Source organism: Enterobacter sp. Crenshaw (genome assembly GCF_024734705.1).
Classification (GTDB): Bacteria; Pseudomonadota; Gammaproteobacteria; order Enterobacterales; family Enterobacteriaceae; genus Enterobacter; species Enterobacter asburiae_B.
Genome location: NZ_CP102932.1, coordinates 4,431,655 through 4,453,209, shown reverse-complemented (window position 1 = coordinate 4,453,209; position 21,555 = coordinate 4,431,655). Strand labels below are relative to the sequence as shown.

Below are 21,555 nucleotides of genomic sequence, written 5' to 3'. Positions count from 1 at the left end.
ACTATGATGACTCAACCGTTGGCGGGAGCGAAATCAGTGGTAACTGAGAATGAACTGGATATTCGGGGTTTGTTTCGCGTGTTATGGGCAGGCAAACTTTGGATTGCGGGGATCGCGCTGGGTTTTGCACTGTTAGCGCTGGCCTATACGTTCTTTGCAAAACAAGAGTGGAGCGCAACGGCAATTACAGACAAGCCAACGGTTAACATGCTCGGGGGATACTATTCCCAGCAGCAATTCCTGCGTAACCTGGACATCAAAGCCAGTCTTGCTACGCCAGACCAGGCTTCCGTTATGGATGAAGCCTATAAAGAGTTTGTGATGCAGCTGGCTTCGTGGGATACCCGACGCGATTTCTGGTCCCAGACGGATTACTACAAGCAGCGTCGGGTTGATAATACAAAAGCCGACGCCGCCCTGCTGGACGATCTGATTAACAATATTCAGTTTATGCCGGGCGACGCGCTGCGTAACGTGAATGACAGCGTCAAGCTGATTGCAGAAACCGCGCCGGATGCCAACAACCTGTTGCGTCAGTACGTCGCGTTTGCCAGCCAGCGTGCCGCAAGCCATCTTAACGAAGAGCTTAAAGGTGCCTGGGCGGCTCGTACCATCCAGATGAAAGCCCAGGTGAAACGTCAGGAAGAGGTGGCGAATACCATTTTCGGTCGCCGCGTGCATAACATTGAGCAGGCGCTGAAAATTGCGGAACAGCGCAATATTTCCCGTACTGAGACTGACGTGCCGGCCGATGAGCTGCCTGATTCAGAGATGTTCCTCCTTGGTCGTCCTATGTTGCAGGCGCGTCTGGAAAACCTCCAGGCCGTCGGTCCTGATTTTGACCTCGATTACGATCAAAATCGCGCGATGCTCAATACGCTTAATGTCGGTCCATCTCTGGACCCGCGTTTTCAGACCTATCGTTATTTGCGAACGCCTGAAGAGCCTGTAAAACGCGATAGTCCGCGTCGTGCATTCCTGATGATTATGTGGGGGATTGTAGGCGCACTGACGGGCGCTGGCGTGGCGTTAACGCGTCGTCGCAAAAACTAAGAACGCCGTCTACGATGAAGGCTGCGGCCTTCATCGCCTAATCGAAGAGAATCGATGTGAAAGTACTAACCGTATTTGGCACCAGGCCGGAGGCCATTAAGATGGCACCTCTGGTTCATGCGCTGGCCTGCGATCCTGATATTGAAGCGAAAGTGTGCGTCACTGCTCAACACCGTGAGATGCTCGATCAGGTGTTAACGCTCTTCTCCATCGTCCCGGATTACGACCTTAATATTATGAAACCGGGGCAAGGATTAACGGAGATAACCTGTCGCATTCTGCAAGAGCTTAAGCCGATCCTGGAGTCATTCAAGCCTGACGTGGTGCTGGTTCACGGTGACACCACCACAACCGTGGCGACAAGCCTGGCCGCGTTTTACCAGCGAATTCCCGTGGGGCATGTTGAGGCGGGTCTGCGTACCGGCAATCTTTATTCGCCGTGGCCGGAGGAGGCCAACCGCACGTTAACGGGTCATCTGGCGATGTACCACTTTGCGCCAACGGAAAACTCCCGTCAGAACCTGCTGCGTGAAAATATCGCCGATAACAAAATCTTTGTGACCGGCAATACGGTCATTGACGCGTTAATTTGGGTACGTGACCGCGTCCTGGCAAATAGCGAGCTTCAGAAAGAGCTCGCTGCCCGCTATCCGTTCCTTCACAACGGTAAAAAAACCATTCTGGTTACTGGCCACCGTCGCGAAAGCTTTGGCCGGGGTTTCGAGCAAATCTGTCACGCGCTGGCTGAAATCGCCGCGCAGAACGATGATGTGCAAATTGTCTATCCAGTACACCTTAACCCTAACGTCAGCGAGCCGGTTAACCGGATCCTGGGCCATGTCGACAATGTCCTTCTGATTGAACCTCAGGACTACATGCCGTTTGTCTGGCTGATGAACCACGCCTGGCTGATCCTCACCGATTCCGGCGGAATTCAGGAAGAAGCGCCATCCCTCGGCAAACCGGTGCTGGTGATGCGTGAAACGACCGAACGTCCGGAAGCCGTCAAAGCCGGTACGGTGCGGCTGGTCGGCACCAACGCGCAGCTCATCGTCGAAGAGGTCACGCGCCTGCTGCATGACGATGAAGCGTATCAGGCGATGAGCCGGGCCCATAATCCGTACGGAGACGGGCAGGCTTGTGGCCGTATTTTGCAAGCACTTAAACACAATCGGGTATCGCTATGAGTTTTACTACCATCTCGGTCATTGGTCTTGGCTACATTGGCTTGCCTACTGCGGCCGCGTTTGCCTCTCGTCAGAAACAGGTTGTCGGTGTGGATATCAACGCACGGGCGGTAGAAACCATTAACCGTGGCGAGATTCATATTGTGGAGCCCGATCTTGACCGCGTGGTGAAAGAGGCGGTGGAGGGGGGCTTCCTGCGTGCCAGCACGACGCCAGTTGAAGCGGATGCCTACCTGATTGCCGTCCCCACTCCATTTAAAGGCGACCACGAGCCCGACATGGCGTTCGTCGAGGCGGCGGCAAAATCCATCGCGCCTGTGCTGAAGAAAGGGGCGCTGGTGATCCTGGAATCAACATCTCCGGTCGGCGCTACCGAGCAGATGGCACAGTGGCTGGCCGACGCGCGCCCTGATTTAAGCTTCCCGCAGCAGGCGGGTGAACAGGCGGATATCAACATCGCTTACTGTCCGGAGCGCGTGTTACCGGGTCAGGTGATGGTCGAACTGATTAAAAACGACCGCGTCATTGGCGGTATGACGCCCGTCTGTTCCGAACGTGCCAGCGCGCTGTACAAGATTTTCCTGGAAGGTGAATGCGTGGTGACCAACTCCCGCACTGCCGAGATGTGCAAGCTGACGGAAAACAGCTTCCGCGACGTCAATATCGCCTTTGCGAACGAACTGTCGCTGATCTGTGCCGATCAGGGGATTAACGTCTGGGAGCTGATTAGTCTGGCGAATCGCCATCCGCGTGTGAACATTCTCCAGCCAGGTCCGGGCGTGGGCGGACACTGTATCGCCGTCGACCCGTGGTTTATCGTGGCGCAAAATCCGGCGCAGGCGCGTCTGATTCGCACCGCGCGTGAAGTGAACGACAGCAAGCCTCACTGGGTGCTCAATCAGGTTAAAGCGACGGTAGCGGATTGTCTGGCAGAGAGCGGCAAGCGCGCCAGCGAGCTGAAAATTGCCTGCTTTGGTCTGGCATTCAAACCCAATATTGACGATCTGCGTGAAAGCCCGGCGATGGAAATTGCCGAGATGATTGCCGAATGGCACAAGGGTGAAACGCTGGTGGTTGAGCCGAATATCCATGAATTACCGGCAAAACTGGCGGGGCACTGCACGCTGACGGCGCTGGACGACGCGCTGGCGACGGCGGACGTGCTGGTGCTGCTGGTAGATCATAAAGAGTTTAAAGCGACGTCCGGCGATGCCGTTCGTCAGCAGTATATTGTGGATACCAAAGGTGTCTGGCGTTGAACAGCCTGAATGGGGTGCTCGAGTCCCTGCAGTGGGAGAGTGCTTTTTTCGGCCTGCCGTCGGCCATCGTGCGTCTGCGCGATGACGCGCCGGTGCTGGCTGAACCGGATTTTATCGCCTGGCAACGGGTGCAGGCTAAGATCCCGACGGAGCGTGCCGATCTGCTTGATGCGCTGCAGCAACACGGCTTTCAGCTGGTTGAAGGTGAGGTAGACCTTTCCATTACCCTTACCCGGCACGATGCGTCCGGCGCGGAAATTGCAACAGAGCAGGACATCCCCGCGCTGCGTCAGATGGCGGCCCAGGCATTTGCTCAGAGCCGCTTTCGTGCGCCCTGGTATGCACCTGACGATAGCGGACGTTTCTATGCCCAGTGGATAGAAAATGCGGTCAAAGGCACCTTTGACCACGTCTGCCTGGTTTTTCGTGCAGGGGACGGTCAAATCCAGGGGTTCGTCTCGCTGCGTAAGCTCAACGAGCGCGAGGCGCGTATCGGCTTATTAGCCGGGCGCGGCATGGGTGAGAAACTCATGCAGGCGGCGCTGCACTGGGCGCAGCAGCAACAGCTTGTGACGCTGCGGGTCGCGACCCAACTGGGCAACACCGCCGCGCTTAAACGTTATATTGCGAGTGGTGCCAACATCGACGCCACCGCCTACTGGTTATACAGGTGACAAGATGATTCCATTTAACGCACCACCCGTTGTCGGAACTGAACTCGACTATATGCAGTCTGCCATGGGCAGCGGCAAACTCTGTGGTGACGGCGGTTTTACCCGTCGCTGTCAGCAGTGGATGGAACAGCGTTTTCGCAGCGCCAAAGTGCTGCTGACCCCATCCTGTACGGCATCGCTGGAAATGGCGGCACTGTTGCTGGATATCCAGCCCGGTGATGAAGTGATTATGCCGAGCTATACCTTCGTTTCCACCGCGAACGCCTTTGTCCTACGCGGAGCGAAAATCGTCTTTGTGGATATCCGTCCGGATACCATGAACATTGATGAGACGCTGATTGAAGCGGCGATCACTGACAAAACGCGCGCGATCGTGCCGGTTCACTACGCGGGCGTGGCCTGTGAAATGGACACCATCATGGCCATCGCCAAAAAACATAATCTGTTCGTGGTGGAAGATGCCGCGCAGGGCGTGATGTCCACCTACAAGGGACGCGCGCTGGGCACGATCGGCCACATTGGCTGCTTCAGCTTCCACGAAACCAAAAACTACACGGCGGGTGGAGAAGGTGGCGCGACGCTGATTAACGACCGGGCTCTCGTGGAGCGTGCGGAAGTGATCCGCGAAAAAGGCACCAACCGCAGCCAGTTCTTCCGGGGACAGGTAGATAAATACACCTGGCGCGATATCGGCTCCAGCTATCTGATGGCGGATCTGCAGGCGGCGTATCTGTGGGCGCAGCTGGAAGCGGCGGAACGTATCAACCTTCAGCGTCTTTCCCTGTGGCAAACGTATTACGATGCGCTTGCGCCTCTGGCCAAAGCCGGGCGTATTGAGCTGCCGATCATCCCGGCGGATTGCGTCCACAACGCGCATATGTTCTACATAAAGCTGCGCGATAACGACGACCGCAGCGAGCTCATCGCCTGGCTGAAAGAGGCCGAAATTATGGCGGTGTTCCACTACATCCCGCTGCACTCCAGCCCGGCCGGCGAAGCGTTTGGCACGTTCGCGGGTGAAGATCGTTACACCACCAAAGAAAGTGAGCGTTTGCTTCGCCTGCCACTGTTCTACAACCTCGCGCCTGTTAACCAGCGTACGGTAATTAATACCCTTCTGAGTTATTTCGGCTGATATGTCTCTGGCAAAAGCATCGGTGTGGACCGCCGCGTCCACGCTTGTAAAAATTGGCGCCGGGCTGCTGGTCGTCAAGCTGTTGGCCGTCTCATTTGGCCCCTCTGGTGTGGGGCTGGCGGGTAATTTCCGCCAGCTTGTCACCGTCCTTGGCGTGCTGGCCGGTGCCGGTATCTTCAACGGCGTCACCAAATACGTTGCGCAGTATCACGATGATGCGGCTCAGCTGCGAAGAGTGGTGGGTACCTCTTCGGCGATGGTCACGGGTTTTTCGACCCTGATGGCGATTGTCTTTCTGCTGGCGGCGGCGCCCATCAGCCAGGGATTGTTCGGTCATACCCATTATCAGGGGCTGGTGCGTCTGGTCGCGTTGGTTCAGATGGGTATTGCCTGGGCTAACCTGCTGCTGGCGCTGATGAAAGGTTTTCGTGATGCCGCCGGGAACGCGCTTGCCTTAATCCTGGGCAGCGTCATCGGCGTGATTGCCTATTACTTTTGCTATCGCCTGGGCGGCTATGAAGGCGCACTGCTGGGGCTGGCGCTGGTCCCGGCACTGGTTGTTGTACCTGCGGCATTTATGCTGATGCGTCGGGGCGTCATCCCTCTGAGCTACCTGAAACCGCAATGGGACACGATGCTTGCCAGCCAGCTGGGTAAATTTACCCTGATGGCGCTCATCACCTCCGTCACGCTGCCGGTAGCCTACGTGATGATGCGAAATTTGCTGGCGGCGCATTATAGCTGGGATGAAGTGGGGATCTGGCAGGGCGTAAGCAGTATTTCCGACGCCTATCTCCAGTTTATTACGGCTTCCTTTAGCGTTTACCTGCTGCCAACCTTATCGCGTCTGACGTCCGGACAGGATATTACCCGTGAGATTTTCCGATCGCTGCGCTTTGTGCTGCCAGCCGTCGCGGCGGCCAGCTTTACCGTCTGGTTACTGCGCGATGTCGCCATCTGGCTGCTGTTCTCGGCGAAGTTCACCGCCATGCGCGATCTCTTTGCCTGGCAGCTGGTGGGTGATGTACTGAAAGTGGGTGCTTACGTTTTTGGCTATCTGGTGATTGCAAAAGCGTCCCTGCGGATGTATATCCTGGCGGAAATTAGCCAGTTTGCGTTACTGACAGCATTTTCACACTGGCTGATACCCGCGCACGGTGCGCTGGGGGCGGCTCAGGCCTACATGGCAACCTATATCGTTTATTTCGCCGCCTGTTGCGGCGTATTTTTATTGTGGCGTAAACGCGCATGACTGCACTGATTCACATCCTGGGATCGGATATCCCACACCATAACCAGACCGTTTTGCGGTTCTTCAACGACGAGCTCGCATCGGGTAATCCTGATGCGCGTGAGTTTATGGTTGCAGGTCAGGATAAGGGCCTGAGCGAGGCGTTTCCGGCGCTGACGATTCGCTTCTGGCCGGATAAGGCCGCGCTGGCGAAGGCGGTCGTTGCCAGAGCCAAGGCGGATCGTAAGCAACGTTTCTTTTTCCACGGGCAGTTCAATACCGGCCTGTGGCTGGCGCTGCTTAACGGGGGGATTAAACCCTCCCAGTTCAGCTGGCATATCTGGGGAGCCGATCTCTACGAAGTCTCCCGCGGCTGGAAATTCCGTCTTTTCTATCCGCTGCGCCGCATGGCGCAGGGGCGCGTGGGCTGTGTGTTTGCCACCCGTGGCGATCTCAACTATTTTGCTAAACAGCACCCGAACATGCGCGGAGAACTGCTCTATTTCCCAACCCGCATGGATCCGGCGCTGAACGCCATGGCGAATGACGCGGTGCGTGAAGGCAAGCTAACGATCCTGGTGGGGAATTCCGGCGATCGCAGTAACGAACACGTCGCAGCGCTCAGGGCGGTGCATCAGCAGTTCGGCGACACGGTGAACGTGGTGGTGCCGATGGGCTATCCCGCCAACAACGACGCCTATATTGCTGAGGTCCGCCAGCAGGGACTTGCGCTGTTTAGCGCAGAAAATTTGCACATCCTCAGCGATAGGCTGGAATTTGATGAGTATCTTGCGCTGCTGAGAAAATGCGATCTTGGCTATTTCATCTTCGCCCGACAGCAGGGAATCGGCACGCTGTGTCTGCTGATTCAGGCGGGTGTACCGTGCGTGCTCAACCGCGACAACCCGTTCTGGCAGGACATGGCCGAGCAGCATATTCCGGTGCTGTTTACCTCAGACACGCTGAATGTCGAGGTGGTACGGGAAGCCCAACGCCAGCTCACGCTGGTGGATAAAAATAGCATCGATTTTTTCAGCCCGAATTACCTCACGCCGTGGCATCGCGCGCTGCGTATCGCTTCAGGAGACAAAGCATGAGTCAGTTGCAATTCAGCGGCTTACTGGTTGTCTGGCTTCTGAGCGCCCTGTTTATCGCCACGCTTACCTGGTTTGAATTCCGCCGGGTGCGGTTCAACTTTAACGTTTTCTTCTCGTTACTGTTTCTGCTGACCTTCTTTTTCGGCTTCCCGCTGACCAGCATTCTGGTCTTCCGTTTTGACGTGAGCGTCGCGCCGCCGGAAATCCTGCTCCAGGCGCTTCTGGCGGCGACCTGCTTCTATGCCGTCTACTACGTCACCTATAAAACGCGTCTGCGTTCAGCGCAGGCTGCTGTCCCGCGTCGGCCGCTTTTTACCATGAATCGGGTTGAGACCCACCTGACGTGGGTGATGCTGATGACCATCGCCCTGGTCAGCGTCGGTATCTTCTTCATGCATAACGGCTTTCTGCTGTTTAAGCTCCACTCCTACAGCCAGATTTTTTCGGCCGAAGTCTCGGGCGTGGCGCTTAAGCGTTTCTTCTATTTCTTCATCCCGGCGATGCTGGTGGTCTTTTTCCTGCGCCAGGACAGCAAAGCGTGGCTGTTCTTTCTGGTCAGCACCGTCGCGTTTGGCATTCTGACCTACATGATTGTGGGCGGCACGCGCGCGAACATTATCATCGCCTTCGCCATCTTCCTGTTTATCGGCATCATCCGCGGCTGGATCTCGCTGTGGATGCTGGTTGCGGCAGGCGTGTTTGGCATTGTGGGGATGTTCTGGCTGGCGCTGAAGCGCTACGGGATGAACGTAGCGGGCGATGAGGCGTTTTACACGTTCCTCTACCTGACGCGCGATACCTTCTCGCCGTGGGAAAACCTGGCATTGCTGCTGCAAAACTATGACAAGATTGATTTCCAGGGGCTGGCGCCGATTGTTCGCGACTTCTACGTCTTTATCCCTTCCTGGCTATGGCCGGACCGGCCCGGCGTGGTGCTTAACACGGCGAATTACTTTACCTGGGAAGTGCTGAACAACCATTCCGGTCTGGCAATCTCGCCAACGCTGATTGGTTCCCTGGTGGTGATGGGGGGGGCGTGGTTCATTCTGCCCGGGGCGGTTGCCGTGGGGCTGATTATCAAGTGGTTCGACTGGCTTTACCTGCGCGGCAACGAAGAGACCAACCGCTATAAAGCCGCCATTTTGCACAGTTTCTGCTTTGGTGCCATTTTCAATATGATCGTTCTGGCGCGCGAAGGGCTGGACTCGTTCGTTTCGCGCGTGGTGTTCTTCATGGTTGTTTTCGGCCTCTGCCTGTTGCTGGCCAAACTGTTGTACTGGCTGTTTGACAGCGCAGGTCTTGTGCACAAGCGCGAGCGGCAGGGCAGCACAACGCTGTCGCAAGTCTGAGTAAGGATAGTAATGACTGATAAAATTTCTGCACCGCGCTACGCGCTACGTGGCCTGCAGCTTATTGGCTGGCGCGACATGCAGCACGCGCTGGACTTTCTGTTCGCCGACGGCCAGATGAAATCCGGTACGCTGGTGGCCATCAACGCGGAAAAAATGCTGGCGGTTGAGGATAATGCGGAAGTCAAAAGCCTGATTGAAGCGGCTGAATTTAAATACGCGGACGGGATCAGCGTGGTCCGCTCTATCCGTAAAAAGTATCCTGACGCTAATGTATCCCGCGTGGCGGGGGCCGATCTCTGGGAGCAGCTTATGGCCCGGGCAGGTGCGCAGGGTACGCCCGTGTTCCTGATTGGCGGAAAGCCGGAGATACTGGCCCAGACGGAGGAGAAACTGCGTCGTCAATGGAATGTTAATATTGTCGGCAGCCAGGATGGTTACTTCAAACCGGAAGATCGACAGGCTCTGTTTGAGCGCGTTCGTGACAGCGGGGCGAAAATTGTCACCGTGGCGATGGGCTCCCCGCGCCAGGAGATCCTGATGCGCGACTGCCGTCTGGTCTGTCCGGATGCCCTCTACATGGGCGTCGGCGGCACGTACGACGTCTTTACCGGCCACGTTAAGCGTGCGCCAAAGGTCTGGCAAAATCTGGGGCTGGAGTGGCTGTACCGCCTGCTATCGCAACCGACGCGCATTAAACGACAGATCCGTCTGCTTCGCTACCTCGCCTGGCATTACACCGGGAAAATGTAATCAAAATGTAGCGCGATATGCTATTCGCGCTGCAACTCGCCTGCAAAACTGCTGATAATCTGTGCAATGCATTCATTTTTTTAATGCATCGTTTGCCATTTGGCAGATTTTAGGAAACCATTCGCTCCGTATTTTAGTACCCCTAAAAAACAATACCCGGTATTAAGCCGGGAAACAGCAAACACAATCGAGGATCTATGGCAGAGAAACAACCGGAGCTACAGCGTGGGCTGGAAGCTCGTCATATTGAACTGATAGCGCTGGGCGGCACTATCGGCGTAGGCCTGTTTATGGGCTCCGCAAGCACGCTCAAATGGGCAGGCCCTTCCGTATTACTGGCGTATATTATCGCCGGGCTGTTTGTTTTCTTCATTATGCGTTCCATGGGCGAAATGCTCTTCCTGGAGCCGGTAACCGGCTCTTTCGCCGTTTACGCGCATCGCTATATGAGCCCGTTCTTCGGCTACCTGACGGCCTGGTCATACTGGTTTATGTGGATGGCGGTGGGCATCTCAGAGATCACCGCGATAGGGGTCTACGTCCAGTTCTGGTTCCCGGACATGGTCCAGTGGATACCCGCGCTCATTGCCGTGGGGCTGGTGGCGCTGGCAAACCTGGCCGCCGTGCGCCTTTACGGTGAAATTGAGTTCTGGTTCGCAATGATCAAAGTCACCACGATTATCGTGATGATTGTCGTCGGCCTGGGCGTGATTTTCTTCGGCTTTGGCAACGGTGGACACGCTATCGGCTTCGGCAACCTGACCGAAAACGGCGGCTTCTTCGCCGGCGGCTGGAAGGGCTTCCTGACGGCGCTGTGTATCGTTGTGGCCTCGTATCAGGGCGTGGAGCTGATCGGTATTACCGCCGGTGAAGCGAAAAACCCGCAGGTCACGCTGCGTAGCGCGGTGGGCAAAGTGCTGTGGCGTATCCTGATTTTCTATGTGGGCGCGATCTTCGTCATCGTGACCATCTTCCCGTGGAACGAAATTGGCACGACGGGTAGCCCGTTTGTATTAACCTTCGCCAAAATTGGTATCACGGCGGCGGCGGGTATCATCAACTTTGTGGTCCTGACGGCAGCGCTGTCAGGCTGTAACAGCGGGATGTACAGCTGCGGGCGTATGCTCTATGCGCTTTCGAAGAATAACCAGCTGCCTGCGGCGATGAGTAAAGTTTCACGTGCCGGCGTACCGGTGGCGGGTGTGGCGGTCTCCATTGTAATCCTGCTGATTGGCTCTTGCCTGAATTACATCATTCCTAACCCGCAGCGCGTGTTCGTTTACGTCTACAGCGCCAGCGTACTGCCGGGCATGGTGCCGTGGTTTGTTATCCTCATCAGCCAGCTGCGTTTCCGTCATGCGCATAAAAAAGCGATTGAAAGCCATCCGTTCCGCTCAATTCTGTTCCCCTATGCGAACTATTTGACGATGGCGTTCCTGATTTGCGTATTAATCGGCATGTACTTTAATGAAGATACCCGCATGTCGCTGTTTGTCGGGATGATCTTCCTGGCGGCTGTAACGGCTGCATATAAGCTTTTTGGCCTGGGTCGCCGCGGCACCACGCAGAAAGTGGAGGAATAAGCGGCAAAATGTGCAAACCATAACCAAACGCGCATTTTTTTCAAAAAAGCACTAGACAGCGGGGACGGAGGTACGTAATATCCAGCCCCGCAACGGCGCTAAGCGCCCGTAGCTCAGCTGGATAGAGCGCTGCCCTCCGGAGGCAGAGGTCTCAGGTTCGAATCCTGTCGGGCGCGCCATTTTAGTCCCGGCGCTAGAGCTGCGGTGGTCTGAGAAGTAGTCAGTACCGCGTGAAAGAATACAGTGGTGGCTATAGCTCAGTTGGTAGAGCCCTGGATTGTGATTCCAGTTGTCGTGGGTTCGAATCCCATTAGCCACCCCATTATTTGAAAGAGTTGTGAATTGCGAAGGTGGCGGAATTGGTAGACGCGCTAGCTTCAGGTGTTAGTGTCCTTTGGATGTGGGGGTTCGAGTCCCCCCCCTCGCACCACGACTTTTTAAATGAATTGAACTAAAAATTCAAAAAGCAGTACATCGGCGAGTAGCGCAGCTTGGTAGCGCAACTGGTTTGGGACCAGTGGGTCGGAGGTTCGAATCCTCTCTCGCCGACCAATTTTGAACCCCGCTTCGGCGGGGTTTTTTGTTTTCTGCGAGCTCTCATTCCTGTAGTCATGCCCCGACAGAGCCCTTTTTCTTTGTCGCAATCCAGCGACATGCAACTCATTGAAAATTAAACAAATAATTATTTATGGGTTTTGCTGTCTCCTCCTGGCGACATATTCCCGCCTTTTCCCGATACGTTGTAGAGCCTAAGACGGCGCCAGGCAGCATAATTTCCTTTTATCTTAAAATGTTGCGTCATGTAAAAGTTCTGGGTGTCATGTTGGCACGTTACGTGCAATAATATGCGTGTAGATGCTCATTCCATCTCTTATGTTCGCCTTAGTGCCTCATAAACTCAGGAATGACGCAGAGCCATTTACGGTGCTTATCGTCCACTGACAGATGTCGCTTCGGCCTCATCAGACACCATGGACACAACGTTGAGTGAAGCACCAAATATGTTGTCTTACAGACCTGTTTTAACGCCTGCTTTTATAGCAGGCGTTTTTTTATGCCTTATTCCCGATACAGGCGCATGATCAGGGCAACCATCAGCAGGGCCGATACAGAGACAGCATAGAGCGCCTGTACGGAGCCAAACCCTGAAGCTACCGCCGCTGCAATGCCGGTGAAAAGAGAGGCGCTGAGCGTTTGCCAGCGCCAGGCTTTACCGCTGGCCGAAGCGGTTTGCGTGAGAGGAAAACTACTGAGTACCCCAAACGTGCCCGCTGCGAAGAGAACATTCGAGGCCAGATGCGCGATAAAGATCATCCCCAGCGCGCATATCGTCCACCCGGACAAAAAAGGCAGCATGCCATAAGCGGCCAGAAAGATGCTCAGGCAAACGATTATTCGCGGCGTGTGGGCCGCAAAGCGCGTCAGGCTCTCTTTTTTTAGCAGCAGGGGGCCACAAAGCTGCCCCAGACTCCTCGCGAAAAGCAGAGGCAAAGCAAGGCCCGCCGCATCCTGAGGACGGAGCTGCTGGGCCAGTGCCGGAAGCAGCGCCATCGCCGGTGAGCCGACGGCGGCCAGCGCCGGCAGGATGAGCAGGCTGCGTTTCTGCCGAACGGTCAACGCCTGCCAGCGTAATGTTGCAGAAACTCCCCTTTCCATAGCGGTGGGATGTGGTGCCGGAGAAAACCGGCGCCCAGCCAGCCATAGCAGTACCACTGACCCGAGAAAGGTGGCGGCATCAATGGCCAGCAGGGTAAACACGGACGTCTTCTGAAACAGCACCACGCCCAGGCCGGTCCCTAACAACACCTGAGAAGCAAAAATCACATTTTCCAGACAGGTTGCAGCGGGCAGCTCCGCTTCGCTAAGTCCGCGCTTAAAGAGCAAAGTCAGCGCGGGCCAGCTCATCCCGCTGAGCAGGGCTTCGGTGGATTGCACGGCGAGCAATGCGGCAACGCTGTGGTAACCCACACCAAGCAGGGGAAAGAGCAGGGCGAGCAGGCCCAGCCCCTCGGTCAGTATCAGCAGGGATATCGGCGAAAAGCGCGAGCACAGCTTTTCGCCGAAGATACTGCCGATGAACCCTGGTACCGTAGCGAAAAGAAAAGCGAGTGTGAGCAGAGCGGGCGGGGCTGACCACGCCAGCAGCAAACCGAAGACCACGACCTGGGTTAAGCCATTCCCCAGTGAAGAAAAGATAAAAGCACAGGCAAGCAGGCGCAGCCAGCGGTGGCAGCGCAGCGCCTGGATAAGCGCATACAAAAGCGAGTTCATGGAGATTTCCTTTCAAAAACGATTTAGTCCACGCTGCAAAATGTGCGCGTGTGTGAAAAAAGGTTAATGAAAAGACATGGTTACATTGGCGGGTTCGTTTGCAGATGTGTGTGTAAAGAATGTAGCAGGAGAAAGGCGATAAAAAAAGGAGGCCCTCTGGCCTCCTTTTTATTTACTGCTGCGCACCGTTATTTTGCAGCGTTAACAGCAATCCGTCACGCCGCATGGCGGCTGCCTCTTCCGGCTTGTGCTGCTTGTCCAGCGTATCGGCAAGCCACGCGTAGTCAAACGCGTCCGGACGCTGCTTCAGCGCCGCGCGGAAGGCGAGGCTCGCCTCCTGCCATTCTCCGTGCTTCATCAGCGACTGACCGAGCGTGCTCCACAGCAGCGGGCGGTCACCGACGGTTTTAATCTGCTGACGCAGCACTTTTTCGATTTGCTCAGGATTATTGGTTTTCAGACGCGGGATCACCATCACCAGACGATCGTCATACTGGCGCTTCAGGCCATCGAGGAGGATCTCCTGAGCCGTGTCATGATCGTCACATTCAATAAGATGTTCCGCCATGGCGACCTGCAGAGGAACCTGCTGGCGCGTCTTACGGCTCTGATTCTTCCACCACGTTTTCAGACCGTCGCTGCCCAGGTCGGCGCGCGCCTGATCCATCAGGCCAATCCATGCCAGACGCTGAAGCTCATCACGATGTTCATCGTCGCCCACCTCGGCCTTCGCCATCGACGGAATGATGTCCAGCAGCGAGCCCCAGGCGCCGGTACGAATATACGCCTGCTCGGCAAGACGCAGCACTTCCGGATGACGTGGCGCAACTTCCAGCAGGCGATCGATACCGTGACGCGCCGCGTGATTTTCATTGCGCGCCAGCTGCAGGCGAACGCGCGTGATTTCTACAGGAATCGGGTCGCCGTGAGCCAGCTCTGCCGCCCGCTCCAGATGCTGATTGGCGCGGGCTTCGTCACCGCGCTGCTGCGCCGCTTCGGCAGCGAGCAGATAATTCACTACCGGCTGTTCGGCATGGTCGGCGTTTTTCGACATCAGCTTTTCAACCTGCTGATAGTCACCCTCGGCAAGCTTAAGCAGCGCCTGTTCGGTCTGCTTGCGGGCGCGGCGGCGTTTACGACCAACGAACCAGCCGCGCGTGTGGGCACCGGTGCGGAAAATACGGCGCAGGATCCACTCGATCGCAAACAGCACCACCACGCCGAGGATCAGAATGATCGTCAGGCCGGTTACGCTGGTTTCAATGTTGTAGTTATCCGTCTGGATCAGGACGTAACCCTGATGACCCGCAAGCATAGGTCCCAGCACGATCCCGGCGATCAGCAGGATGAAGAGTAAGAGAACTTTTAGCATCATTACTCTCCTTGTGGTGCGCTTTCAGGCGCCGGAGCCGGAGCCGGAGCCGGAGCAGGTGCCGCTCCGTCCGTCGGCTCTGCCGGTACGCCCGGCTGCGCCAGCAGGTTACGTACGCGCGTCTGCATCAGTTTCTCCAGAATCGGCTGGCTGGCCAGCTTATCCGGCACGTTCATGGTGATGTTCTGCTGGCTCAGCTTATCAATGTCTTCGAGGAAGGCGGTGGTCGTCGCATCATCGGTGTTGTAGTAGGCGCGTACCCACGTCGAGACGTTATCCAGCGCCTGTTTGTATGTCTCTTCCTGATGACGCGGCACGGCCTGAGCCGCCACCAGCAGGCGGGAACGAATGTTCTCGCGCAGATAGATATCCTGGTTCGGCGCCAGCAGCGGCACGGCGGTTTCGTCGCGACGGCGGATAGTGATGAAGCTGTCCATAAAGTTCTGCCAGCTTTTCTGCAGGTTTATGCGCCATTCGCTCAGGGAGCTGGAAAGCTCGGTACCGTCGGAATCCATCGGGGAATCGTCGTCGTTGTTATCCGCCAGCTGCAGGTTATCAATCTGATTCGACAGCTGGTTCACCTTGAGGATAATGCCGTCGTAATCCACCTGCGAGACGGCGGAGAGGCTGGCGATGTCCTCGGTGATCGCGCGGCGGGCCGCGATAAGGCTCGGGTCGTTCATGTCTGCCAGGCTCGCGTCGGCGCTTTTCAGCAGCGCGGCGGCAGTGGTGACGTCCTGATCGCTCCAGAGCTTACGTCCGGCGAGCTTCACCAGGAAGTCAGCTTGCGAGAGCAGCCAGGTTTTGGCATCGGTACCGGAAATCGTGGCGACTTTCTGCTGCACGTCGCCCAGCTGTTTAGCCAGCTCTTCCTGTTTGCTGTTCGCCTCGGCAAGCGCGGCGGCCTGCTGCTTAATCACCGTTTCGAGCTCGGTTTTCTGCGTCTCCTGCGCTTTTTGCAGGGCAGTGAGCTGATTCACCAGCGCATCGCTGGTGGACGTCTGGTTAGCACCCTGTTGCTTCACCAGGCCGTACAGGCCAACCCCTGCTGCCAGCGCAATGGCAATGGCAATCGCGCTCAGCGCGAGGCTCGTTTTGTTGCTGCCGTTTTTCTTCTCAGCGGTTTTCTCAGTCGTCTCTGGCTGTGGCGTCGTCTCCACAGTCTCCCTGGTCTCTTCAACCACGGCGGAGGATTTGTCGTGTTCCGTCATTATGGCTTCCCATTTGAGAGTTATTGTAATGCGCGCAGCAGCGCATCGTTGTCGGCGTTATCAGCGATCCGAATATCCTGCCAGCCCAGTTCCCGGGCCTGGTTCGCCAGACGCTCACTGACGACCAGAAGCCGACAGCGGAGTAACCAGTTTTCGCGATACCAAAGCGGTATCAGCGACCAAAGCTGTTGTAACATTTCACCGCTGGTGACCACCAGCGTATTAATGCCGCGCGCGTGCCAGCGCATCGCCTCTTCCGCGCCATCGTAGTGTTTTGCACAGCGCTGATAGCACTCAATGAACGTCACGTCTGCACCACGTTCACGCAGCGTTTCGCCCAGCAGTTCGCGGCCACCGTTGCCGCGCAAAATGAGCGCACGCTTTCCGGCAATAGTTTGTAATTCAGGTAATTGTAGCAAGACTTCGCTGATTTCCCGATCTAACGGGTAACGAACGTCCGCGCTGCTTACGGTATGCAGCGCCAGTGCCGTTGTGCGGCCAATCGCGAAATAGCGGGGGGCAAGTGGCCAGGCTAAACCCTGCTGTTGCAGCTGCGCGTGGGCAAATTCCACGGCATGTTGCGACAGCGCAAACAGCAGGTCGCCTTCCTGAAGGGTATTCATCTGGTCGGCGAGCGCGGAGAGCTCCCGACCGGGGGAGAATTCAATGAGCGGAAAACTCCAGGCCACCTGCCCAAGTGTGCGCAGACGGCTCACTAACTGCTCTCCTGCGGGAGAAGGGCGGGTGACAAGAATACTCATGCAGGGGGCTCTCCATTATAAACGTCAGCCAGAATCTCGCGGGCGCCGTTATCCAGCAGCTCTTCCGCCAGCGACACGCCAAGCTGCTCGGCATCTTGCGCTTTACCGCGACGTTCGCCGCGTACCATCTGGGAACCGTCCGGAGCGCCCACCAGCGCGCGCAGCCACAGTTCACCTTCTGTTAATTCAGCATAGCTGCCAATCGGTACCTGACATCCTCCTTCGAGGCGGGTATTCATCGCACGCTCGGCTTTTACGCGGATAGCGGTCTCGTCATGGTTCAGCGGTGCGAGCAGTGCGCGGGTACGCGCATCGTCCAGACGGCACTCGATGCCGACGGCACCCTGGCCCACGGCCGGGAGCGACAGCTCTGGCGGCAACGCCACGCGAATGCGCGACTCCAGCCCCAGACGCTTGAGGCCGGCAACGGCGAGGATAATGGCATCGTAATCGCCGTTATCCAGCTTGCCCAGACGCGTTCCGACGTTACCGCGCAGCGAGCGAATGATCAGGTCAGGACGGCGCTCTGCCAGCTGACACTGACGGCGTAAACTGGACGTGCCAACCACGCTACCCTCCGGCAGCGCGTCGAGCGAGTCAAAGTGGTTAGAGACAAACGCATCGCGCGGATCTTCGCGCTCGCAGATGGTCACCAGCCCTAGCCCTTCCGGGAACTCGACGGGCACGTCTTTCATTGAATGTACGGCGATATCGGCGCGGTTCTCAAGCAATGCCAGTTCCAGTTCTTTGACAAACAGACCTTTGCCGCCCACTTTCGCCAGGGGCGTGTCGAGGATCACGTCACCGCGCGTGACCATCGGCACCAGCTCGACGCGCAATCCACTGTGGCAGGCTTCAAGGCGCTGCTTCACATAATGTGCCTGCCAGAGCGCGAGGGGGCTTTGGCGTGTGGCAATTCTCAAAACATTGTCTAACATGCTTGTTACCGTCATTATCAATCGCTAACCATCCTAACATTGTTGACTCTGGGATGGCAGTTTTACGGTTGATGAAGCGTGAGAGGGACAAGGCGACGTATTCGTCAGCCATAGCCGTATTCAGGAATTTACACGTACAGAACGGTGCTACACTTGTATGTAGCGCATCTTTCTTTACGGTCAACCGGCAAGGTGTTAAATTGATCACGTTTTAGACCATTTTTTCGTCGCTACCACCAAAAATGATAAGGGCGAAAAAGGGTAACGGTTATCTTTTTGAAATACTGCGGGTCCGCTGTTATTCGTGTTTTGAATAGCTTGCGACACCCGGAAACATCAGGCGATACGTCTTGTACCTCTATATTGAGACTCTGAAACAGAGACTGGATGCCATTAATCAACTGCGTGTGGATCGCGCGCTTGCTGCCATGGGCCCTGCTTTCCAGCAGGTATACAGTCTGCTGCCGACATTATTGCACTATCACCATCCGCTGATGCCTGGCTACCTTGACGGTAACGTTCCCCAGGGCATTTGCCTTTTCACGCCTGATGAAACCCAACAGCATTACCTGAACGAGCTGGAACTCTACCGCGGCATGCCGCCACAGGAGTCTCCAAAAGGTGAACTGCCGATTACCGGCGTTTACTCTATGGGGAGCACCTCATCGGTAGGGCAAAGCTGTTCTTCGGACCTGGACATCTGGGTCTGCCATCAGTCCTGGCTCGATAACGACGAGCGTCAGCTGCTGCAGCGCAAGTGCAGCCTGCTGGAGAGCTGGGCGGCCTCGCTCGGCGTGGAAGTAAGCTTCTTCCTGATTGATGAAAACCGTTTCCGCCATAACGAAAGCGGCAGTCTGGGTGGTGAGGACTGCGGCTCGACTCAGCACATCTTACTGCTGGATGAATTTTACCGTACTGCCGTGCGTCTGGCCGGGAAGCGTATTCTGTGGAATATGGTCCCGTGCGAAGAAGAAGAGCATTACGATGACTACGTCATGTCGCTTTACGCGCAGGGCGTACTGACGCCAAACGAATGGCTGGATCTTGGCGGCCTCAGCTCTCTGTCAGCCGAAGAGTACTTTGGCGCAAGCCTCTGGCAGCTCTATAAGAGTATCGACTCACCGTACAAAGCGGTGCTGAAAACGCTGCTGCTGGAAGCCTATTCCTGGGAATACCCTACGCCGCGCCTGCTGGCGAAAGATATCAAGCAGCGTCTGCACGACGGGGAGATCGTCTCCTTCGGGCTGGACGCCTACTGCATGATGCTGGAGCGCGTGACCGAATACCTGAAAGCCATTGATGACACCACGCGTCTTGACCTGGTGCGTCGATGTTTCTATCTCAAAGTCTGTGAGAAATTGAGCCGCGAGCGCGCCTGCGTGGGCTGGCGTCGTGAAGTGGTCAGTCAGTTAGTGAAAGAGTGGGGATGGGACGAAGCGCGTCTGTCCATGCTCGACAACCGGGCCAACTGGAAAATCGATCAGGTGCGTGAAGCGCACAACGAACTGCTCGATGCGATGATGCAAAGCTACCGTAACCTGATCCGCTTTGCGCGCCGTAACAACCTCAGCGTTTCCGCCAGCCCGCAGGACATCGGGGTATTGACCCGTAAGCTGTACGCCGCGTTTGAAGCGCTGCCGGGCAAAGTCACCCTGGTTAATCCGCAGATTTCGCCAGACCTGTCAGAACCGAATCTGACCTTTATCTATGTGCCGCCGGGCCGCGCAAACCGCACCGGGTGGTATCTGTATAACCGTGCGCCAAGCATGGACTCAATCATCAGCCATCAGCCGCTGGAGTATAACCGCTACCTGAACAAGCTGGTGGCCTGGGCCTGGTTTAACGGCCTGCTGACCTCGCGCACGCGCCTGTTTATCAAAGGCAACGAGGTGGTAGATCTCGCTAAGCTGCAGGAGATGGTCGCGGATGTGTCGCACCACTTCCCGCTGCGTCTGCCTGCCCCAACGCCGAAAGCGCTCTACAGCCCGTGCGAAATTCGCCATCTGGCGATTATCGTCAACCTGGAATACGACCCGACGGCGGCCTTCCGCAATCAGGTGGTTCACTTTGACTTCCGCAAGCTGGACGTTTTCAGCTTTGGCGAGCAGCAAAACTGCCTGGTGGGCAGCGTGGATCTGCTGTACCGCAACTCGTGGAACGAAGTGCGTACCCTGCATTTCAACGGCGAGCAGGCGATGATCGAAGCGCTGAAAACCATTCTCGGCAAGATGCACCAGGATGCCGCACCGCCGGACAGCGTTGAGGTGTTCTGCTACAGCCAGCACCTGCGCGGTTTAATTCGTACCCGCGTGCAGCAGCTGGTTTCTGAGTGTATCGAACTGCGTCTGTCCAGCACCCGTCAGGAAACCGGGCGTTTTAAAGCGCTGCGCGTCTCCGGTCAGACCTGGGGCCTGTTCTTCGAACGTCTGAACGTGTCGGTACAGAAGCTGGAAAACGCCATCGAGTTCTACGGCGCGATTTCACACAACAAGCTGCATGGCCTGTCGGTGCAGGTGGAAACCAACCACGTTAAGCTCCCGCAGGTGGTGGACGGATTCGCCAGCGAAGGGATTATTCAGTTCTTCTTTGAAGAGTCGGGCGACGATGCCGGGTTCAACATCTACATTCTGGATGAAACCAACCGCGCCGAGGTGTATCACCACTGTGAAGGCAGTAAAGAGGAGCTGGTGCGCGACGTCAGCCGCTTCTACTCCTCTTCGCATGACCGTTTCACCTACGGCTCAAGCTTTATCAACTTTAACCTGCCGCAGTTCTACCAGATTGTGAACGTCGACGGACGTACGCAGGTGATCCCGTTCCGTACACAGGCCGTAACGCCAGCCGCGCCTGCCAATCAGGACACCGCGCCGCTGTTGCAGCAGTATTTCTCCTGAGCCTTTTCGCTCGCCCGGTGGCGGCTACGCCTTACCGGGCCTACAACAGTTCGAACCCGTAGGCCGGGTAAGCGCAGCGCCACCCGGCAACAAAACTACCTGAAACTCACAGCCTCACCCGCCTGCGCGGTCGCCGCCTGTTCCAGCAGATCCCAGAACGGTACGCCGCTACGGTCGCAAACCCATTCCCCGTCCTTCAGATCGAAATGATAGCCGCCCTGTTTCGCGGCCAGCCACACCTGGTGAAGCGGCTCCTGGCGGTTAATAATAATTTTGCTGCCATTTTCGAAGCTCAGGGTCAGAATGCCGCCGTTGATTTCACAATCGATATCGCTGTCGCCATCCCAGTCGTCAAGACGCTCTTCGATGGTCATCCACAGGTTGTCGGCAAGGCGATGGAATTCACTGTCGTTCATGGTTTTGTTCCTGTTTTTCGTGATGCCGGCAGTATAACCCTAAATAATTCCCGTTGCAGGAAAGCGGCAAACTCTTGCTTTTGTGTCTTCTCCTGCGATGATAGAAACAGATTTGAACTTACGGGCAACTTTATAATGAAAAACGCTTTCCGAACGCTTGCCGTTCTCATCACGCTGTTTAGCCTGACTGGCTGCGGACTGAAGGGACCACTGTACTTCCCACCTGCGGATAAAACCGCGCCGCCGCCGACGAAACCCGTGCAAAGCGGCATTGAGTCTACCACGCCAAATACTAACGATCGTGGCGACAACGGTGGCCCGACTCAGGTTAATCTCTGACGACAACGTTCTGTACCCGCGCAATGGAGCAA

The 21,555-nt window shown here is 56.4% G+C and carries 18 protein-coding genes and 4 tRNA genes; 16 read left to right on the top strand and 6 right to left on the bottom strand.

What is annotated here, in order from left to right:
* The first annotated feature begins 6 nt into the window (after positions 1-6).
* From wzzE to NWV12_RS21175, 14 genes are all read left to right on the top strand, one after another.
* A complete protein-coding gene (gene wzzE / locus NWV12_RS21240; protein ID WP_033146914.1) occupies positions 7-1,053 on the top strand; it encodes an ECA polysaccharide chain length modulation protein in 1,047 nt (348 codons plus the stop codon).
* Between the two features lie 56 nt (positions 1,054-1,109).
* Positions 1,110-2,240: a non-hydrolyzing UDP-N-acetylglucosamine 2-epimerase gene (wecB, locus tag NWV12_RS21235; RefSeq protein ID WP_065419804.1), complete on the top strand. Its 1,131-nt coding sequence runs from the start codon at positions 1,110-1,112 to the stop codon at positions 2,238-2,240.
* A complete protein-coding gene (gene wecC, locus NWV12_RS21230) occupies positions 2,237-3,499 on the top strand; it encodes a UDP-N-acetyl-D-mannosamine dehydrogenase (protein ID WP_033146912.1) in 1,263 nt (420 codons plus the stop codon). The genes wecB and wecC overlap by 4 nt, the downstream gene beginning before the upstream one ends.
* The gene (gene rffC / locus NWV12_RS21225; RefSeq protein ID WP_033146911.1) at positions 3,496-4,173 is read left to right on the top strand and encodes a dTDP-4-amino-4,6-dideoxy-D-galactose acyltransferase; all 678 of its coding nucleotides are present in this window, start codon (positions 3,496-3,498) and stop codon (positions 4,171-4,173) included. The genes wecC and rffC overlap by 4 nt, the downstream gene beginning before the upstream one ends.
* A gap of 4 nt (positions 4,174-4,177) precedes the next feature.
* Positions 4,178-5,308, top strand: coding sequence for a dTDP-4-amino-4,6-dideoxygalactose transaminase (gene rffA, locus NWV12_RS21220; protein WP_048979294.1), 1,131 nt, complete (start codon positions 4,178-4,180; stop codon positions 5,306-5,308).
* Position 5,309: 1 nt separating this feature from the next.
* The gene (wzxE, locus tag NWV12_RS21215) at positions 5,310-6,560 is read left to right on the top strand and encodes a lipid III flippase WzxE (RefSeq protein WP_048979293.1); all 1,251 of its coding nucleotides are present in this window, start codon (positions 5,310-5,312) and stop codon (positions 6,558-6,560) included.
* Positions 6,557-7,636: a TDP-N-acetylfucosamine:lipid II N-acetylfucosaminyltransferase gene (locus NWV12_RS21210; RefSeq protein WP_048979292.1), complete on the top strand. Its 1,080-nt coding sequence runs from the start codon at positions 6,557-6,559 to the stop codon at positions 7,634-7,636. The genes wzxE and NWV12_RS21210 overlap by 4 nt, the downstream gene beginning before the upstream one ends.
* Positions 7,633-8,985, top strand: a complete 1,353-nt coding sequence (gene wzyE, locus NWV12_RS21205) for an ECA oligosaccharide polymerase (protein WP_033146908.1) — start codon at positions 7,633-7,635, stop codon at positions 8,983-8,985. Before NWV12_RS21210 ends, wzyE begins: the two co-directional genes overlap by 4 nt.
* A gap of 12 nt (positions 8,986-8,997) precedes the next feature.
* Complete coding sequence (gene wecG, locus NWV12_RS21200; protein WP_029739560.1) at positions 8,998-9,738, top strand: lipopolysaccharide N-acetylmannosaminouronosyltransferase; 741 nt, start codon at positions 8,998-9,000, stop codon at positions 9,736-9,738.
* Positions 9,739-9,935: 197 nt separating this feature from the next.
* Positions 9,936-11,321, top strand: coding sequence for an amino acid permease (locus tag NWV12_RS21195; protein WP_023309635.1), 1,386 nt, complete (start codon positions 9,936-9,938; stop codon positions 11,319-11,321).
* A 102-nt stretch (positions 11,322-11,423) separates the two neighbouring features.
* Positions 11,424-11,500: transfer RNA gene (locus NWV12_RS21190), tRNA-Arg, on the top strand.
* A 67-nt stretch (positions 11,501-11,567) separates the two neighbouring features.
* Positions 11,568-11,643: transfer RNA gene (locus NWV12_RS21185), tRNA-His, on the top strand.
* A 22-nt stretch (positions 11,644-11,665) separates the two neighbouring features.
* Positions 11,666-11,751, top strand: a tRNA-Leu gene (locus NWV12_RS21180).
* 45 nt (positions 11,752-11,796) lie between these two features.
* A tRNA-Pro gene (locus NWV12_RS21175) sits at positions 11,797-11,873 on the top strand.
* Between the two features lie 507 nt (positions 11,874-12,380).
* Here NWV12_RS21175 and NWV12_RS21170 read toward each other — a convergent pair.
* The 5 genes from NWV12_RS21170 to hemC all read right to left on the bottom strand — a co-directional run bounded on the left by NWV12_RS21170 (position 12,381) and on the right by hemC (position 17,874).
* Positions 12,381-13,592 (bottom strand): MFS transporter, encoded by a 1,212-nt coding sequence (locus NWV12_RS21170; RefSeq protein ID WP_048980557.1) that lies wholly within the window; start codon positions 13,590-13,592, stop codon positions 12,381-12,383.
* Positions 13,593-13,764: 172 nt separating this feature from the next.
* Complete coding sequence (hemY, locus tag NWV12_RS21165; RefSeq protein ID WP_039264255.1) at positions 13,765-14,964, bottom strand: protoheme IX biogenesis protein HemY; 1,200 nt, start codon at positions 14,962-14,964, stop codon at positions 13,765-13,767.
* A 2-nt stretch (positions 14,965-14,966) separates the two neighbouring features.
* Positions 14,967-16,175 (bottom strand): uroporphyrinogen-III C-methyltransferase, encoded by a 1,209-nt coding sequence (gene hemX / locus NWV12_RS21160; protein WP_048980558.1) that lies wholly within the window; start codon positions 16,173-16,175, stop codon positions 14,967-14,969.
* A 20-nt stretch (positions 16,176-16,195) separates the two neighbouring features.
* A complete protein-coding gene (hemD, locus tag NWV12_RS21155; RefSeq protein WP_047059115.1) occupies positions 16,196-16,936 on the bottom strand; it encodes a uroporphyrinogen-III synthase in 741 nt (246 codons plus the stop codon).
* A complete protein-coding gene (gene hemC, locus NWV12_RS21150; RefSeq protein ID WP_048980559.1) occupies positions 16,933-17,874 on the bottom strand; it encodes a hydroxymethylbilane synthase in 942 nt (313 codons plus the stop codon). Before hemC ends, hemD begins: the two co-directional genes overlap by 4 nt.
* Before the next feature lie 350 nt (positions 17,875-18,224).
* Between hemC and cyaA the strand changes: the two genes are divergently transcribed.
* Entirely contained in the window at positions 18,225-20,768 is a 2,544-nt protein-coding gene (gene cyaA, locus NWV12_RS21145; RefSeq protein ID WP_023309629.1) for a class I adenylate cyclase, read from the top strand.
* Positions 20,769-20,863: 95 nt separating this feature from the next.
* Here cyaA and cyaY read toward each other — a convergent pair whose 3' ends face one another.
* Positions 20,864-21,184, bottom strand: a complete 321-nt coding sequence (gene cyaY / locus NWV12_RS21140; protein WP_023333807.1) for an iron donor protein CyaY — start codon at positions 21,182-21,184, stop codon at positions 20,864-20,866.
* Positions 21,185-21,319: 135 nt separating this feature from the next.
* Between cyaY and NWV12_RS21135 the strand changes: the two genes are divergently transcribed.
* On the top strand, positions 21,320-21,523 hold the full coding sequence (locus NWV12_RS21135) for a lipoprotein (protein ID WP_014885650.1): 204 nt from the start codon (positions 21,320-21,322) through the stop codon (positions 21,521-21,523).
* Positions 21,524-21,555: the final 32 nt, after the last annotated feature.

Coding starts and splice junctions, on each gene's coding strand:
- wzzE (WP_033146914.1), top strand. CDS start 7: ATGACTCAACCGTTGGCGGGAGCGAAATCAGTGGTAACTGAGAATGAA.
- wecC (WP_033146912.1), top strand. CDS start 2,237: ATGAGTTTTACTACCATCTCGGTCATTGGTCTTGGCTACATTGGCTTG.
- rffA (WP_048979294.1), top strand. CDS start 4,178: ATGATTCCATTTAACGCACCACCCGTTGTCGGAACTGAACTCGACTAT.
- wzxE (WP_048979293.1), top strand. CDS start 5,310: ATGTCTCTGGCAAAAGCATCGGTGTGGACCGCCGCGTCCACGCTTGTA.
- NWV12_RS21210 (WP_048979292.1), top strand. CDS start 6,557: ATGACTGCACTGATTCACATCCTGGGATCGGATATCCCACACCATAAC.
- wzyE (WP_033146908.1), top strand. CDS start 7,633: ATGAGTCAGTTGCAATTCAGCGGCTTACTGGTTGTCTGGCTTCTGAGC.
- wecG (WP_029739560.1), top strand. CDS start 8,998: ATGACTGATAAAATTTCTGCACCGCGCTACGCGCTACGTGGCCTGCAG.
- NWV12_RS21195 (WP_023309635.1), top strand. CDS start 9,936: ATGGCAGAGAAACAACCGGAGCTACAGCGTGGGCTGGAAGCTCGTCAT.
- NWV12_RS21170 (WP_048980557.1), bottom strand. CDS start 13,592: ATGAACTCGCTTTTGTATGCGCTTATCCAGGCGCTGCGCTGCCACCGC.
- hemY (WP_039264255.1), bottom strand. CDS start 14,964: ATGCTAAAAGTTCTCTTACTCTTCATCCTGCTGATCGCCGGGATCGTG.
- hemX (WP_048980558.1), bottom strand. CDS start 16,175: ATGACGGAACACGACAAATCCTCCGCCGTGGTTGAAGAGACCAGGGAG.
- hemD (WP_047059115.1), bottom strand. CDS start 16,936: ATGAGTATTCTTGTCACCCGCCCTTCTCCCGCAGGAGAGCAGTTAGTG.
- hemC (WP_048980559.1), bottom strand. CDS start 17,874: ATGTTAGACAATGTTTTGAGAATTGCCACACGCCAAAGCCCCCTCGCG.
- cyaY (WP_023333807.1), bottom strand. CDS start 21,184: ATGAACGACAGTGAATTCCATCGCCTTGCCGACAACCTGTGGATGACC.
- NWV12_RS21135 (WP_014885650.1), top strand. CDS start 21,320: ATGAAAAACGCTTTCCGAACGCTTGCCGTTCTCATCACGCTGTTTAGC.